The following is a 14,942-nucleotide window of genomic DNA, read 5'->3' as shown; positions in this document are numbered from 1 at the left end:
GGTAAAACCGTACCGTCGTTTTTTATTGGCTTCATACTGCAGTGTTAGCGTCGAATTAGTGATTCGAAAACCAGTTCAGCTTATCGCGCAATCCAACAACACGACCAACAATAATCAGGGCCGGACTTTCAACCTGCTGCGCCAGTTCACCGAGTTGCGTCAGCGCTCCGTTGACGACGCGTTGTTTAACGGAGGTTCCGTTTTCTACCAGCGCAACCGGCATATCAGCCTGCATACCAAACTCGATCAATTTTTCCTGGATAGTGGCAGCCTGGTTCAGTCCCATATAGAACACCAGTGTCTGCTTTTCTGCTGCCAGGTTTTCCCAGTCCAGCTCGCCGCCAGTTTTCAGGTGGCCGGTGACCAGACGTACGCTCTGGGCGTAATCTCGATGTGTCAGTGGAATACCCGAATATGCAGAGCAGCCAGAAGCTGCGGTAATGCCTGGAACCACAGAGAACGGAATGCCTGCGTGGCACAGCGTTTCCAGCTCTTCGCCACCGCGTCCAAAGATGAACGGATCGCCGCCTTTCAGGCGTACTACGCGTTTGCCCTGTTGCGCTTCGCGTAGGAGGATCTGGTTAATTTCTTCCTGCGGTACACAGTGATAGCCTGCGCGTTTACCGACAAATACACGATCTGCATCGCGGCGCACAAGGTTCATGATGTCATCAGAAACCAGGCGGTCATACACCACGACATCGGCCTGCTGGATCTGCTGTAGTCCTTTCAGCGTCAGCAGCCCAGCGTCACCAGGGCCGGCGCCAACCAGTACCACTTCACCTCGATGATCCAGCGGTTCGCTGAGCAACTGTTCGGTGGTTTCCTCAATCGCTTTCTGATCGTTATTTGCCAGCGATTGCGCCAGACGATCGTTAACGAACAACTTTTCCCAGAAACGGCGACGTTCGCCCATGCTGGCAAACTGTTTTTTCACCCGGGAACGTAGTTGCCCCGCATACTGCGCGACCTGTCCCAGATGCTGCGGTAACACGGATTCGAGCCGTTCACGCAGCAGGCGGGCAAGGACAGGTGAGGTGCCACCAGAGGAGACTGCCACCATTAACGGCGAGCGGTCGATAATGGAAGGCATGATGAAACTGGCGGCTTTTGGCGCATCGACCACGTTACAGAAAATTCGTCGTGATTCAGCGGCATTGCTGACGCGAAGGTTGACGGCATCGTCATCGGTTGCGGCGATCGCCAGCCAACAGGAGTCGAGCAGGGCTTCATCGAACGGCCCTTCAACCAGCGTCAGCATTCCTTCATTTGCCCATACGGTAAACTGAGGAATAAACGCAAGTGCATTAACCGTTAAACGGGCACCCGCTTCCAGCAGTAACCGCGCTTTGCGTTCTGCGACATCACCACCGCCGACGATCAAGCAGTCGCGGTCACGTAGTTGACAAAATATAGGCAAATGATCCACGACATTACCCCTTAATGATTTGGCTGTTATGCCAGATTCTCAGTTTGGTTGATTTTTGCCGGAACAGGGCGCTCCGATTTTGGCGTAGCATACCAATAACCCAATCCCATGAATACGACACCGGACAAAGTATTACCTAGTGTTACCCACAGCAGATTATGACCAATTCCAGCCAACGTATAAGCATCGCTGTGGTGACCGAACCATGAGAGGGCAAACAGCGTCATATTGGCAACAGAGTGCTCGTAGCCGGAAGCGATAAAAGCCAGCAGGCACCACCAGATAGCGAGGAATTTCGCCGCACCTTCAGTACGGATTGCCATCCAGATCGCCAGGCAAACCAGCCAGTTACACAGCGCACCTTTAAAGAACAGTACTGTTGCAGGTGCGGTGGTTTTTGCCAGTGCTACCGTATGTACGATGCTGGTATCGACCGGTAACAGGCTGCCGCCGCCCCAGCTGTACAGCAGGGCAACGAATACGGAACCGACCAGATTTCCCAGCCAGGTTTGCGGCAGAATTGCCCACATCTGGCTGTGGCTGATGGTGCCCGCTTTCACGCCAAGTGTCAGAAACATTGTGTGGCCGGTGAACAGTTCAGAACCGGCGATAATCACCAGCGTTAAGGCAATACCAAAGGTTGCACCCATTACCAGAGGACGTACGGATGGGTCGAGCAGATTACCGAGAGTAAAAATAAGGATGATGCCGAGGCCAACGTAGGCCCCTGCCATAGCTGAGCTGACCCAGAAGCCAAGTGGATTATTAGCCGACAGGCGTGCAATGCGCGCAGCGTTAGCCGCACACTTATTAATAGTGTCTGTGAACATATGTTGATTATCCTTGAAGTACAAAAATAAAAAGAAATCGTAACCGTAGGCCGGATAAGGCATTTATGCCGCCATCCGGCAATTGCAATTGCCGGATGGCGCTACGCTTATCAGGACTACCAATAAAAGAACTACAAATACGTCAAAAAAGGGGAGGCATTGCGCCTCCCTAAAAATTAATTAACCGCGCAGTTGCACCATGCCGTCTTTCACCCGAGCTTCGTAATGTTTCACAGAAAACTGTTCGTCTTCCATGCACAGACCGTCGCTTAAGCGAAAACGCTGTTTTTTCAGCGGGCTGGCAACCCACAATTCGCCCTGATGTTCAGCAATCAGCCCGCGAGAAAGCACGCTGGACTCAAAGAACGGGTCGATATTGCTGATCGCAAACACCTGATCGCTGTGATATGGGCGGAAAATAGCAACCTGCTCAGTACCTAACAGGGCGCAGACGCCTGTTGCAGGCAGAATGTCATCGATTTTGCAGATGTTTTTCCACTGGCTCATGCGTTTTCCTCCACCAGAGTGACCGGGATGCGCTCATATGGCGTGGCCGGACGATGTTGTTCACGTTCAGGCACAACCTGGACATTCGGATCGCGTTTATCGCTGTTGATAAAGTGTTTAAAACGAACCTGTGCAGATGGGGTGTTGACGGTTTCCGTCCACTCGCACACGACGGCTTCACGCAGACGCGCCATTTCTTCTTCCAGGTGTTCATTCAGACCCAGTTTGTCGTCAATAATGACGGACTTCAGATACTCAATGCCGCCTTCCAGGTTATCTAACCACGGTGCGGTACGGGTCAGTTTGTCTGCAGTACGAATGTAGAACATCATGAAACGATCAAGATATTTGAGCAGCGTTTCGCGATCGATATCCGCCGCCAGCAGATCAGCATGGCGTGGTTTCATCCCGCCGTTACCACAAACGTACAGGTTCCAGCCTTTTTCAGTGGCGATGATACCCACGTCTTTACCCTGGGCTTCAGCGCACTCACGGGTACAACCAGAGACACCAAATTTCATTTTGTGCGGCGTACGAATGCCCTTGTAGCGGTTTTCCAGCTCAACGCCGAAACCTACGCTGTCACCCACGCCATAGCGGCACCAGGTGCTGCCTACGCAGGTTTTCGCCATACGTAATGCTTTAGCGTACGCATGACCAGTTTCGAAGCCCGCTTCAATCAGCTGACGCCAGATTTCCGGCAGGTCATCTTTCTGCGCACCGAACAGGCCAATACGTTGAGAGCCGGTGATCTTGGTGTACAGGTTGAATTCGCGTGCGATACGACCAACGGCAACCAAACCTTCCGGAGTAATTTCACCACCTGCAGAACGCGGGATAACGGAGTAAGTACCGTCTTTCTGGATGTTCGCCAGGAAGTTGTCGTTAGTATCCTGCAGCGGCGTGTGCTGCGGTTTAAGAATGTATTCATTCCAGCAGGAGGCCAGCAGGGAGCCAACGGTCGGTTTACACACTTCACAGCCGTAACCTTTACCGTGTTTTGCCAGCAACTCTTCGAAGGTTTTAATACCTTCCACACGGATGAGATGGAACAGTTCCTGACGCGAATACGGGAAGTGTTCGCACAGGTTGTTGTTGACTTCAATCCCTTGTTTCGCCAGTTCAGCATTCAGTACCTGGGTAACCAGAGGAATACACCCGCCGCAACCGGTACCGGCTTTGGTTTCAGCTTTCAGCGCCGCAACGGTATGGCAGCCTTTGTTGATAGCGGCGACCAGCATGCCTTTGGTGACGTCAAAGCAGGAGCAAATTTGCGCGCTGTCCGGCAGCTTATCCACGCCTATTGAGGGTTTACCGCTGCCTGCGTGCGCTGGCAGAATCAGTGAATCCGGATTTTCCGGCAGTTCGATAGCGTTCAGCACCAGCTGCAACAGGTTACCGTAATCGCTGGTGTCACCCACCAGGACCGCACCGAGTAGCGTTTTGTTATCTTCGCTGACAATCAGGCGTTTGTAGACTTCTTTGCTTTCGTCGAGATAGACGTAGCTGCGGGCACCCGGCGTGCGTGCGTGTGCGTCGCCAATACCGCCAACATCGACACCCAGCAGCTTCAGTTTGGCACTCAGATCCGCGCCTTCGAAGGCATTTTCGCTACCGAGAATATGGTCAACAGCGACCTGCGCCATTTTGTAACCAGGGGCAACCAGGCCATAAACACGGTTGTTCCAACTGGCGCATTCGCCAATGGCGTAGATATCCGGGTCAGAGGTCTGGCAGGCATCGTTAATCACGATACCGCCGCGTGGTGCCACGTCCAGGCCGCACTGGGTTGCCAGTTTGTCGCGCGGGCGAATACCCGTGGAGAAAACGATAAAGTCAACTTCCAGTTCGCTCCCGTCGGCAAAACGCATGGTTTTACGTGCTTCAGTACCTTCCTGGACGATCTCTTTCGTGTTTTTGCTGGTGTGCACACGCACGCCCATGCTTTCAATTTTGCGACGTAACTGTTCGCCACCCATATGATCCAGCTGTTCAGCCATCAGCATCGGGGCGAATTCAATTACGTGGGTTTCAACGCCTAAGCTTTTCAGGGCGCCGGCGGCTTCCAGACCTAACAAGCCACCACCGACAACGGCACCGCGTTTGCTACGGCGAGCGCAGGATTCAATGGCATTGAGATCTTCGATGGTGCGGTAAACGAAACAGTCCTGAGTTTCTGAGCCTTTAATTGGCGGGATCCACGGGAAGGACCCGGTCGCCATGATCAGTTTATCGTAATAGACCGTACGGCCTGCGCTGGAGTGGATCACCTTCTCCTGACGGTTGATGGTAATCGCGCGTTCACCGACTAATACTTTAACGCCATGCTTCTCGTAGAATCCCTCGCGCACCAATGACAGTTCTTCAGCGGTGTGGTGAGAGAAGTAAGAAGACAGGTGTACACGGTCGTATGCTTTGCGGGGTTCTTCACAGAAGACGGTAATATCAAACTTGTCCGCATCAGATTTATCAAGAAGATCCTCAATAAAGCGATGGCCGACCATACCATTACCAATAATAGCGAGTCTGACTTTGCTCATTTTTGCCTCGATTTCTTTTCTATTACTGCCTACCTTAACGATTCAGCAACCCCGCTTATTGATACAAATCAAATTCGCCCTTATATACTCCTTAAGAGGTATATAACTGATTTGTCAGCATTTTTATAAGTCACGGAATTGACAGGCTTTTCATGTTTGTATGAAAAGCATACAAATCGAAGGGTTTTGGCGTGAGTTCTCCTGCCTCTTAAGATTGCGAGGTCTACGCAGTCTGGAGAAGGGAAGGCGGATGATCAAAGGCCGGATGGTCATCCGGCCTGGGGAATGCTTTTATACGCCGGATAAGGTGCTTTAACATCATTATCCGGTATTCAGATTTAATGTGCGGCTGGTGTGCTGTGCTGACGATGGCGCGTAACGAATCCAAGGATAAAGCACATCACGAACACCACGGCATACAGTCCGTTAGCCGTCTGTAATGCAGCCAGAGGACCACTGTGGGCGACAATAGGGCCGGTGACCACGAAGGTCAGCATGGTACCAATAGTGCCGCAGGTCAGTACGAAATTAACCAGTTTTGGTGATGCGACTTTAGTCTGCTGAGAGCCGAGGGTGATAATAGTGGTATAGATCGCGCTGGAGAAGAAGCCCAGTGTCAGAATGAACCACGGCATATGCTCTGGCGTGCCAGTGATGAACAGATACATCAGCACAGTAGCCAGACCGGCCAGTACGGTCAGAATGCGCTGCAAATCAAAGAAACGAAGGATAAAGCTAAACGCCCACATGCCGACCATGTAAGACATCCAGAAGTCACTAACCAGTTTACCCGCATCGTTCAGGCTCATACCGAGGCTTTTGGCGTATTCCGGTACCCAGGAGATAAAACCAAGTTGACCAAGGATGTAACACAATGCAGCAATAGCCAGGAACAGCACGCCTATGCCCCATTTCTCTTTCGCCACTGGTGTTTCCGGCTGCTGTGCATGTTTACCCAGCGCCGGGAATTCACAGCCGAAGGTCAGAATGAAAATCGCGACATAAACCAGGCCAATGCAAGCGTAAACCCAATACCATTCAATGCTGCGTGCCAGCAGGAATGCCGCGACCATTGGGAAAATCATCCCTGCCATGCTGAAGAATGAATCGGTAAACAACAGACGGGAACCGCGCTGGCGACCTTCATACATCTGGGTAACCAGGAATGTCCCAATTGACATGGTGATACCACTGACCAGGCCCAGTACAAACATCGCCGCTGAGAACAGCGCCAGACTATGGCTGAGCATCAGCCCGGCGACGGCCAGCACCATCAGGACGAAGCCAAAACGCAATTGCGTTTTCAGGGGCACAATTTCCATCAGCCAGGCATTGAGAAAAATAGAGATCAGGATCCCGGCATTCAGGAAGGTGAAAGTGTTACTCATACTGGAAACAGGCAAATGAAAATATTCTGCGATGTTTCCCATCACCATCCCGGTGACAATTACCAACGCACCTGTCAGGGCGTAAGAGAGAAAGCTAATCCATGTGAGCTTGATACGATTGCTGTTAGTCATGACTGGCCTGTATTGAAGTGTAAAGCGCGTTGACAGCGCTATGAGCGGGCAGATTTTAGGCGTTTTAGTGATGTATTTAAATGTTTATTGGTAAATTGTGTTTGCGTTACATTTTTTAATGTGATCAAAGTCACTTTATAAGGTTTGGGTGGCGGGATAATCCGCATCGTTACATTTGTTTCAGGTTCGTAAAATTAAGTAAAGGGATGGCCTTGTCCATGAAGGCTCTTTAGAATCAATTCACTTGCTCTATTTCTGCTCTTGTTAAGGAATTCTCATGCTCAAATCGACTCTGGCGGCTGTTGCAGCTGTTCTCGCCCTTTCTGCTCTCTCTCCCGCAGCACTGGCAGCGAAAGGTGACCCACATGTCCTGCTGACAACCTCTGCCGGTAACATTGAGCTGGAGCTGAATAGCCAGAAAGCCCCGGTATCAGTGCAAAATTTTGTCGATTATGTAAATAGCGATTTCTATAACAACACCACGTTTCACCGTGTGATCCCTGGCTTTATGGTGCAGGGTGGTGGTTTTAACGAGCAGATGCAGCAGAAGAAACCTAATCCGCCAATCAAGAATGAAGCCGATAATGGACTGCGTAATACCCGCGGTACCATTGCCATGGCACGTACTGCGGACAAAGACAGCGCGACCAGTCAGTTCTTTATCAACATTGCGGACAACGCCTTCCTTGATCATGGCCAGCGCGACTTTGGTTACGCTGTCTTCGGTAAAGTTGTGAAGGGTATGGATGTCGCGGATAAGATTTCTCAGGTTCCGACTCATGATGTCGGTCCATACCAGAACGTGCCATCAAAACCGATTGTTATCCTGTCAGCGAAAGTCCTGCCATAATCGAATTTTGCGCGGGCAGTTCCTGTCCGCGTTCTCTCCCTTCTCTGCGTAACCCGAAATTGCTGCTTATACTTGTGGCAAGTGTCGGCACATTCAGGGAGGTCACGTGAAAAAACTCACCGATAAACAAAAGTCCAGTCTCTGGGTACAACGGCGAAACGACAATTTTCAGGCTAGCCGGCGGCTGGAAGGCGTGGATATTCCACGGGTTACTCTGAGCGCTGAAGACGCACTGGTGCGCCTTGAAGAATTGAGGAGGCACTATGAGCGATAAATTTGGTGATGGACGTGATCCCTATCTGTATCCAGGTCTGAACGTCATGCGTAATCGTCTGGGCGTTCATCAAACTCAGCGTCTTGAGCAGGCCGCCTGGGAGTTGACGGCGTTGCGTGCGGCGACGATTGAGCTGGGGCCGCTAAAACGGGGCCTGCCGCATCTGTGTGCTATCCATCGCCAGCTGTATCAGGATATTTTCGACTGGGCAGGTCATCTGCGTGAGGTCGACATTTATCAGGGGGATACCCGTTTCTGCCATTTTGCATATATCGAGAAAGAGGGTAATGCGCTGATGCAGGATCTTGAAGAAGAGTCCTGGCTGGCAGGATTACCGGAAGAAAAATTTGTCGACCGGCTCACGCATTATTATTGCGAAATTAATGTGTTGCATCCGTTTCGTATCGGCAGCGGTTTGGCGCAACGTATTTTCTTTGAGCAGTTAGCGATTCATGCCGGGTATGTGCTCAACTGGAATGGCATTCAGGTCGCGGAGTGGAACCTGGCAAATCAAAGTGGTGCAATGGGTGACCTGTCTGCGTTGCGAGCGATATTTCGTAAAGTGGTAAGCGTAGCCGAGGAAACTGAGTAGAATAGCGCGGTTCTTATGTACCGGAGCCGCCATGATCCTGCTTATCGATAACTACGATTCTTTTACCTGGAACCTGTATCAATACTTCTGTGAACTGGGCGCTGATGTTCTCGTCAGGCGTAACGACGAGTTGACGTTGCCGCAAATTGACACGCTTAATCCGCAAAAAATCGTTATTTCTCCCGGACCCTGTACCCCGGATGACGCCGGGATCTCGTTGGATGTGATTCGACATTTTGCGGGAAAAACGCCCATGTTGGGTGTTTGCCTGGGGCACCAGGCGATGGCACAGGCATTTGGCGCGACCGTGGTTCGGGCTGCGAAAGTGATGCACGGTAAAACATCACCGATTACGCATAACGGACAGGGGGTGTTTCAGGGACTCGTGAACCCGTTAACGGTCACTCGCTATCACTCGCTGGTTGTTGCCCCTGCGACACTCCCTGATTGCTTTGAGGTAACGGCCTGGAGCGACACCAGGGAGATCATGGGGATTCGCCATCGGGAGTGGGATCTTGAAGGGGTACAGTTTCACCCAGAGAGTATTCTCAGTGAACAGGGGCATCAGCTGCTGGCTAATTTCCTCAACCGTTGATTTGTGGTTGCTATTCAGTGATTTTTTATTCATATTTTGTGATTATAATTTCACTAACATTTCTGCTTAACTGGGTGGTAATGACATGGCAACTGAACAAACTGCAATTACGCGCGCGACATTCGATGAAGTGATTCTGCCGATTTATGCACCGGCGGAGTTTATTCCGGTAAAAGGGAAAGGGAGTCGAGTCTGGGATCAACAAGGGAAAGAATATGTTGATTTCGCGGGTGGAATTGCCGTTACCGCATTAGGGCATTGTCATCCGGCACTGGTCGAAGCGTTGAAAAGCCAGGGCGAAACGTTGTGGCATACCAGCAACGTTTTCACTAATGAACCTGCTCTGCGCTTAGGCCGCAAAATCATCGACGCGACCTTTGCCGAACGAGTGCTGTTCATGAACTCTGGTACTGAAGCTAACGAAACCGCTTTTAAGCTGGCGCGTCACTATGCCTGTGTACGCCATAGCCCCTTTAAAACCAAAATTATCGCCTTCCATAATGCGTTTCATGGTCGCTCACTGTTTACCGTTTCCGTGGGCGGACAGCCAAAATATTCTGATGGCTTTGGTCCAAAACCGGCGGACATTATTCATGTGCCGTTTAACGATCTGCATGCAGTGAAAGCAGTGATGGACGACCACACCTGTGCGGTGGTGGTTGAGCCAATTCAGGGGGAAGGTGGCGTAACCGCAGCGACACCAGAATTTCTGCAAGGCCTGCGTGAATTGTGCGATCAGCACCAGGCACTGTTGGTATTTGATGAAGTGCAGTGCGGGATGGGGCGTACAGGTGACCTGTTTGCCTATATGCATTTCGGTGTGACGCCGGATATCCTGACCAGCGCCAAAGCCCTCGGCGGCGGATTCCCGGTGAGTGCTATGCTAACGACTCAGGAGATCGCCTCCGCGTTTCATGTGGGATCTCACGGTTCGACCTATGGCGGTAATCCTTTGGCCTGCGCGGTTGCAGGAGCGGCGTTCGATATTATCAATACCCCGGAAGTGCTGGAGGGTATTCAAGCCAAACGTCAGACGTTTGTTCAACATTTACAGAAGATTGATGCGCAGTATGACATTTTTAGCGACATTCGCGGCATGGGCTTGTTGATCGGTGCGGAACTGAAGCCACAGTTCAGAGGCCGGGCACGTGATTTCCTTTACGCTGCAGCGCACGAAGGGGTGATGGTGCTGAATGCTGGCCCGGACGTAATGCGTTTTGCGCCGTCGCTGGTGGTGGATAAAACGGACATTGATGAAGGCATGCAGCGCTTTGCGCAGGCGGTAGCGAAGGTCGTCGCCTGATTACCCGATAGTGCGCTGCTTTCAGGCCTACAGGAAAACAGCGTTAACCCTTCATGTCTCGCAACCGGCGGCTAAGCCAGATGCCATGATGCGGCCTTTGACGCCATGCTACCGACGAAATGGTGTGCATGGTGTTCAGGTGGCCAAGTATACGTTGCAGATGCTGTTCCAGGGTGCTTAACGGGCCTTGGGACAGCATTTCCGAAGACTCGAGAATATTCACATCGCCGGAACTTCCCGGCCCGTCATACTCCAACCGCTGCTGGCAACGCTGGATAGCAATTTCACAGGATTCCAGATACCGCTGTGCTAAATCCGGCGTCAGTATCGTATGTTCCCTTGCCAGAGTGGTCATCGCGTTAATGTGCTCGACAATAAACTGGCTGTGCGTAACCCACAGTTTCATATCTGCCAGATAGTGTGAGTTAAACCCTGGTTCCTGCATCGCCTGGTTCAGTGAGTTAAACAGAGTGTTATGCGCCTGATTAACCCGCATACGCTGATATGCCAGCGGTGTAGCCTGCGGGTCGTTGCTGAGAATCAGGCGAATGGCTTCCTGATCGGATTCTAGCGCATCGTGGGCGTTCTTACGCAGCAGGCCGCTCTGCCATTGCGGCCACAGCCAGAGTGTGCCGCCAAAGGCGATCAAACAGCCCATCACCGTATCGACAAAGCGCGGTACGATAAACTGCTCCCCATTCAGCGTCAGTAGTTGCAGGGTATACACTGCCGTGACAGTAAAACCTACTGTGGCCCAGCCGTAGTTTTTGCGGATAATCAGGTAGCTCACCAAAGTGATAAGCAACATAGCCGCCAGCGTGAAACCCTCGGGGATATGGAAGTGCAATGTGACGCCAGCGATGATAAGCCCAACGAGAGTACCTGCCGAGCGATGCAGAATACGCACCCGGGTTGCGCCGTAGCCATTTTGCGTGACGAACAATATCGTCATCAGGATCCAGTATGGTTTTGGCAAATGTAAGGCGCTACCCATCAGGCTGGCGATACTTAACATGACGCTGATACGCCCCGCATTACGCAGCGCAGGGGATTTAAACGACAAATAGCTTTTCAGAGCAGGGAGCAACGGCAATCGGCGCTGCTTATCAGCCATCAAATCCCGGGCATAAAGCGGGCGCTGGGTACGCAGCACGCGGGCAATGCGGCTAAAGTGCCAGTAGCAGAACTGTCCAACGGGATTATCCGGATGCTGCCTGGCAATTTTTTCCAGGGTGCCAATCTGCTTTTCCATTGAAAATCGCGTAGGCAAGCGGTGATACAAAATGTCATCTGCCAGCACTCGTAGTCGGGCGGCGACAGTTCGCGCATTCCAGCGAATTACCTGCTCTGCATGGCTGCGTTCGACCAGTTTCTGCACCTCTTCCGGTTGATGCAGGCTGACGGAAATATGCTCCTGTAAATCCAGAGCCTCCTGAAAGGCACGCAGCAGGCGTTTGTACTCATTGTTGTGATGTGCCGACAGCATGTGCATCTGCTGATAACACTGGGTAATGAGATCGACTGCTTTCTGCTGGCGTATCAGCAGCGGAGGCAGCGCTTTTTCAGGATCGATGTGCTGGGTCAGCAGACTGTATTTAGCCTCACAGTAATCGGCCAGTTCGCGGTATAGCAGGCTGAGTGATTCACGTAGCGGCTGCTCGCGCCACAGCCAAAACCAGAACCAGTTGAACAGACCGTACCACAATGTACCCAGCGCATAGATTAACAGTGGCTCCCAGACGGGCATGTTCCCGGCAAGGCTAAGCGTGAAAATTGCAGCAATGAGCGAGGCAGGCAACAATCGTGCATGCAGAGGACTTAACTCTGCAGTTACGCCGAGAATAAGCGTCAGGCCGGTGAGGATCAGCGGTAACGGTATGGTCTGCGCCAGCAGTAGTTGCATGATCAAACTGCATCCGGCAAACAGCGACGCACCAATAATTAAGCGTTTAAAAAAGCGTTTATGTGGGGTGTCAAGACCGGCAATGTTGCAGCAGGCTGGGACGAGGGAGAAAAGCAGCCCCAGATGTAGTTGACCGATGATAAGACCGACACCCACAGGTAAACACAGCACCAGCGTCTGTCGTAGTGCGTAGTTGATCTCGGGGTGATAAATCAGTCTTCGCCACATCAGTGTAAACAAAAATGGCGCATTACTGAGTAACGCGCCATTTTGGCGGAATTAACGTGTGCCGTAAACGACGATGGTTTTACCGTGCGCGGAGATCAGGTTTTGATCTTCCAGCATCTTCAGGATGCGACCAACGGTTTCACGGGAGCAACCCACGATCTGGCCAATTTCCTGACGGGTGATTTTGATCTGCATGCCGTCCGGGTGAGTCATCGCATCAGGTTGTTTCGCCAGGTTCAACAGCGTCTGGGCGATACGGCCTGTCACGTCGAGGAAGGCAAGGTTACCCACTTTCTCGGACGTAACTTGCAGACGACGAGCCATCTGGGAAGACAGACGCATCAGAATATCCGGGTTCACTTGGATTAACTGACGGAATTTTTTGTATGAAATTTCAGCGACTTCACATGCGGTTTTAGCTCGTACCCAGGCGCTACGTTCCTGGCCTTCTTCGAACAGGCCCAGTTCGCCAATAAAATCGCCCTGATTCAGATAAGAGAGGATCATTTCCTTCCCTTCTTCATCTTTGATCAGCACTGCCACTGAGCCTTTAACGATGTAATACAACGTTTCCGCTTTTTCACCCTGGTGAATCAGCGTGCTCTTCGATGGGTACTTATGAATATGGCAATGAGACAAGAACCATTCGAGAGTCGGGTCTGTTTGCGGTTTGCCAAGCACCATGCGCGGTTATCCTCTGTTATAAGCTGTCTCCAGAGCCAGAAAACGACGCTGCCTCTGGGGTTGCAAAAATGTGCTTCCCGCTACCTGGGAAGGGGGCTGCTAAAAAGTGCACTGCAGCCTGTAATGTGATGTCCTCTGCATACATGCAGTACGTCATTGTATTACTGTAGCATCCCGACTGTTTTAGCATAGCTTTCGCCGTGTGTCTCCTGGTGTCTCGCTTCAGCATGACGCAGGTCGCCTTCCGTTGCGAGAATTGTTATGTGCGCGTAATCTGTCAGGAAAATTGAAACATTGGAGTTACGAAATATGCAAGCGCGTGTAAAGTGGGTTGAGGGGTTAACCTTCCTTGGTGAGTCCGCCTCTGGCCACCAAATTCTGATGGACGGTAACTCCGGTGATAAAGCGCCGAGCCCGATGGAAATGGTGTTAATGGCTGCGGGTGGTTGCAGCGCAATTGATGTGGTGTCGATCCTGCAAAAGGGTCGCCAGGATGTGACCAACTGTGAAGTGAAACTCACCTCTGAACGTCGTGAAGAAGCACCGCGTCTTTTTACCCATATCAATCTGCATTTCATTGTCACCGGCCATGACCTGAAAGATGCCTCCGTGTCCCGCGCGGTAGATCTTTCGGCTGAGAAATATTGCTCCGTGGCGTTGATGCTGGAAAAAGCGGTGAATATCACCCATTCCTATGAAGTGATTGCTGCTTCGTAATGCACGCCTGATGGCGTCATACTTATCAGGCCTGCATGATGTAAACCCGTAGGCCGGATAAGGCATCAGCCGCCATCCGGCAACACTTCACTCGATCCTCTTTCCTTCCATCAGTCGTTGCACTAACGGCAGCATGATCAATTCCATTGCCAGCCCCATCTTGCCACCCGGTACGACTAACGTATTGATGTGGGAGATGAATGAACCCTGCAGCATCGCCAGCAACCAGGGATAATCGATCCCTTCCAGGTTGCGGAAATGAATCACCACAAAGCTCTCATCCAGTGACGGAATACTCTTGGCCGCAAAGGGATTGGAGGTGTCGACGGTTGGCACACGCTGGAAGTTAATATGCGTGCGGGAAAACTGTGGAGTGATGTAATTGATGTAGTCGTCCATTGAACGCACGACCGAGTCCATCACCGCTTCACGTGAGTGTCCGCGCTCGCTGGTATCACGGGTCAGTTTCTGAATCCATTCCAGGTTGACGATTGGCACAACGCCAACCAGCAGGTCGACATGTCGCGCCACATTTTGTTGCGGAGTGACGACACCGCCGTGCAGTCCTTCGTAGAACAGAACGTCAGTCGGCTCAGGTAGTGGTTGCCAGGGGGTAAACGTACCTGGAACCTGGTTCCACGGAACGGCTTCGTCGTAAGTGTGCAGATATTTACGCGACTGGCCTTTTCCTGCCTGACCATACTCAATGAAGGTTTGTTCTAACAGGCCGAAGTCATTGGCTTCGGGGCCGAAATAGCTGATATGCCGTCCGGCATCGCGCGCTTTGCGGATCGCCATGTCCATTTCCGGGCGGGTATAGCGATGAAAACTGTCACCTTCCACCTCGGCAGCACGCAGATTTAACTGCGCGAAAATTTTACGAAACGCGAGGCTGGTGGTGGTGGTCCCCGCGCCGCTGGATCCTGTTACCGCAATCACCGGATGTTTGGCAGACATAACAACTCCATAA

14 protein-coding genes are annotated in these 14,942 nt (G+C 51.8%); 6 read left to right on the top strand and 8 right to left on the bottom strand.

Going from position 1 to position 14,942, the window contains the following annotated elements:
• Positions 1 to 55: 55 nt before the first annotated feature.
• The 5 genes from cysG to tsgA all read right to left on the bottom strand — a co-directional run bounded on the left by cysG (position 56) and on the right by tsgA (position 6,826).
• Positions 56 to 1,429 (bottom strand): siroheme synthase CysG, encoded by a 1,374-nt coding sequence (cysG, locus tag AACS05_RS21810; RefSeq protein ID WP_045448393.1) that lies wholly within the window; start codon positions 1,427 to 1,429, stop codon positions 56 to 58.
• A gap of 26 nt (positions 1,430 to 1,455) precedes the next feature.
• Complete coding sequence (nirC, locus tag AACS05_RS21805; protein ID WP_045449812.1) at positions 1,456 to 2,259, bottom strand: nitrite transporter NirC; 804 nt, start codon at positions 2,257 to 2,259, stop codon at positions 1,456 to 1,458.
• A 180-nt stretch (positions 2,260 to 2,439) separates the two neighbouring features.
• Positions 2,440 to 2,766 carry a nitrite reductase small subunit NirD gene (gene nirD / locus AACS05_RS21800; protein WP_045448391.1) on the bottom strand — a complete coding sequence of 109 codons (327 nt, stop codon included), beginning with the start codon at positions 2,764 to 2,766 and terminating at the stop codon, positions 2,440 to 2,442.
• Entirely contained in the window at positions 2,763 to 5,306 is a 2,544-nt protein-coding gene (gene nirB / locus AACS05_RS21795) for an NADPH-nitrite reductase large subunit (protein ID WP_045448389.1), read from the bottom strand. Before nirB ends, nirD begins: the two co-directional genes overlap by 4 nt.
• A 338-nt stretch (positions 5,307 to 5,644) precedes the next feature.
• Positions 5,645 to 6,826 (bottom strand): MFS transporter TsgA, encoded by a 1,182-nt coding sequence (gene tsgA / locus AACS05_RS21790; protein ID WP_045448387.1) that lies wholly within the window; start codon positions 6,824 to 6,826, stop codon positions 5,645 to 5,647.
• Between the two features lie 277 nt (positions 6,827 to 7,103).
• On the opposite strand from tsgA, the gene ppiA reads away from it, so the two are divergent.
• The 5 genes from ppiA to argD all read left to right on the top strand — a co-directional run bounded on the left by ppiA (position 7,104) and on the right by argD (position 10,440).
• A complete protein-coding gene (ppiA, locus tag AACS05_RS21785) occupies positions 7,104 to 7,676 on the top strand; it encodes a peptidylprolyl isomerase A (RefSeq protein WP_045448385.1) in 573 nt (190 codons plus the stop codon).
• A gap of 106 nt (positions 7,677 to 7,782) precedes the next feature.
• Positions 7,783 to 7,950, top strand: a complete 168-nt coding sequence (locus AACS05_RS21780) for a YhfG family protein (RefSeq protein WP_071829046.1) — start codon at positions 7,783 to 7,785, stop codon at positions 7,948 to 7,950.
• A complete protein-coding gene (locus tag AACS05_RS21775; protein WP_045448383.1) occupies positions 7,940 to 8,542 on the top strand; it encodes a putative adenosine monophosphate-protein transferase Fic in 603 nt (200 codons plus the stop codon). Before AACS05_RS21780 ends, AACS05_RS21775 begins: the two co-directional genes overlap by 11 nt.
• 31 nt (positions 8,543 to 8,573) lie before the next feature.
• Positions 8,574 to 9,137 carry an aminodeoxychorismate synthase component 2 gene (pabA, locus tag AACS05_RS21770; protein ID WP_045448381.1) on the top strand — a complete coding sequence of 188 codons (564 nt, stop codon included), beginning with the start codon at positions 8,574 to 8,576 and terminating at the stop codon, positions 9,135 to 9,137.
• Positions 9,138 to 9,222: 85 nt separating this feature from the next.
• Complete coding sequence (gene argD / locus AACS05_RS21765) at positions 9,223 to 10,440, top strand: bifunctional acetylornithine/succinyldiaminopimelate transaminase (RefSeq protein WP_045448379.1); 1,218 nt, start codon at positions 9,223 to 9,225, stop codon at positions 10,438 to 10,440.
• A gap of 43 nt (positions 10,441 to 10,483) precedes the next feature.
• On the opposite strand, the gene AACS05_RS21760 is transcribed toward argD, so the two are convergent.
• Together AACS05_RS21760 and crp are read right to left on the bottom strand one after the other, a co-directional pair.
• Complete coding sequence (locus tag AACS05_RS21760) at positions 10,484 to 12,571, bottom strand: YccS/YhfK family putative transporter (protein WP_045448377.1); 2,088 nt, start codon at positions 12,569 to 12,571, stop codon at positions 10,484 to 10,486.
• Positions 12,572 to 12,622: 51 nt separating this feature from the next.
• Complete coding sequence (gene crp, locus AACS05_RS21755; protein WP_000242758.1) at positions 12,623 to 13,255, bottom strand: cAMP-activated global transcriptional regulator CRP; 633 nt, start codon at positions 13,253 to 13,255, stop codon at positions 12,623 to 12,625.
• Positions 13,256 to 13,564: 309 nt separating this feature from the next.
• Between crp and AACS05_RS21750 the strand changes: the two genes are divergently transcribed.
• Entirely contained in the window at positions 13,565 to 13,972 is a 408-nt protein-coding gene (locus tag AACS05_RS21750; RefSeq protein ID WP_045448374.1) for an OsmC family protein, read from the top strand.
• 87 nt (positions 13,973 to 14,059) lie between these two features.
• Here the strand turns inward: AACS05_RS21750 and AACS05_RS21745 are convergent, their stop codons facing one another.
• Entirely contained in the window at positions 14,060 to 14,929 is an 870-nt protein-coding gene (locus AACS05_RS21745) for a phosphoribulokinase (protein ID WP_045448372.1), read from the bottom strand.
• Between the last annotated feature and the right edge of the window lie 13 nt (positions 14,930 to 14,942).

Origin of the sequence: Citrobacter sp. S-77, from assembly GCF_963864895.1 — a bacterium.
Classification (GTDB): Bacteria; Pseudomonadota; Gammaproteobacteria; order Enterobacterales; family Enterobacteriaceae; genus Citrobacter; species Citrobacter murliniae.
This window is presented reverse-complemented; position numbering and strand designations above follow the sequence as displayed.

Excerpts from the sequence above, each read along its gene's own strand:
- nirC (WP_045449812.1), bottom strand. The coding sequence starts at position 2,259 with ATGTTCACAGACACTATTAATAAGTGTGCGGCTAACGCTGCGCGCATT.
- nirD (WP_045448391.1), bottom strand. The coding sequence starts at position 2,766 with ATGAGCCAGTGGAAAAACATCTGCAAAATCGATGACATTCTGCCTGCA.
- nirB (WP_045448389.1), bottom strand. The coding sequence starts at position 5,306 with ATGAGCAAAGTCAGACTCGCTATTATTGGTAATGGTATGGTCGGCCAT.
- tsgA (WP_045448387.1), bottom strand. The coding sequence starts at position 6,826 with ATGACTAACAGCAATCGTATCAAGCTCACATGGATTAGCTTTCTCTCT.
- ppiA (WP_045448385.1), top strand. The coding sequence starts at position 7,104 with ATGCTCAAATCGACTCTGGCGGCTGTTGCAGCTGTTCTCGCCCTTTCT.
- AACS05_RS21775 (WP_045448383.1), top strand. The coding sequence starts at position 7,940 with ATGAGCGATAAATTTGGTGATGGACGTGATCCCTATCTGTATCCAGGT.
- pabA (WP_045448381.1), top strand. The coding sequence starts at position 8,574 with ATGATCCTGCTTATCGATAACTACGATTCTTTTACCTGGAACCTGTAT.
- argD (WP_045448379.1), top strand. The coding sequence starts at position 9,223 with ATGGCAACTGAACAAACTGCAATTACGCGCGCGACATTCGATGAAGTG.
- AACS05_RS21760 (WP_045448377.1), bottom strand. The coding sequence starts at position 12,571 with ATGTGGCGAAGACTGATTTATCACCCCGAGATCAACTACGCACTACGA.
- crp (WP_000242758.1), bottom strand. The coding sequence starts at position 13,255 with ATGGTGCTTGGCAAACCGCAAACAGACCCGACTCTCGAATGGTTCTTG.
- AACS05_RS21750 (WP_045448374.1), top strand. The coding sequence starts at position 13,565 with ATGCAAGCGCGTGTAAAGTGGGTTGAGGGGTTAACCTTCCTTGGTGAG.
- AACS05_RS21745 (WP_045448372.1), bottom strand. The coding sequence starts at position 14,929 with ATGTCTGCCAAACATCCGGTGATTGCGGTAACAGGATCCAGCGGCGCG.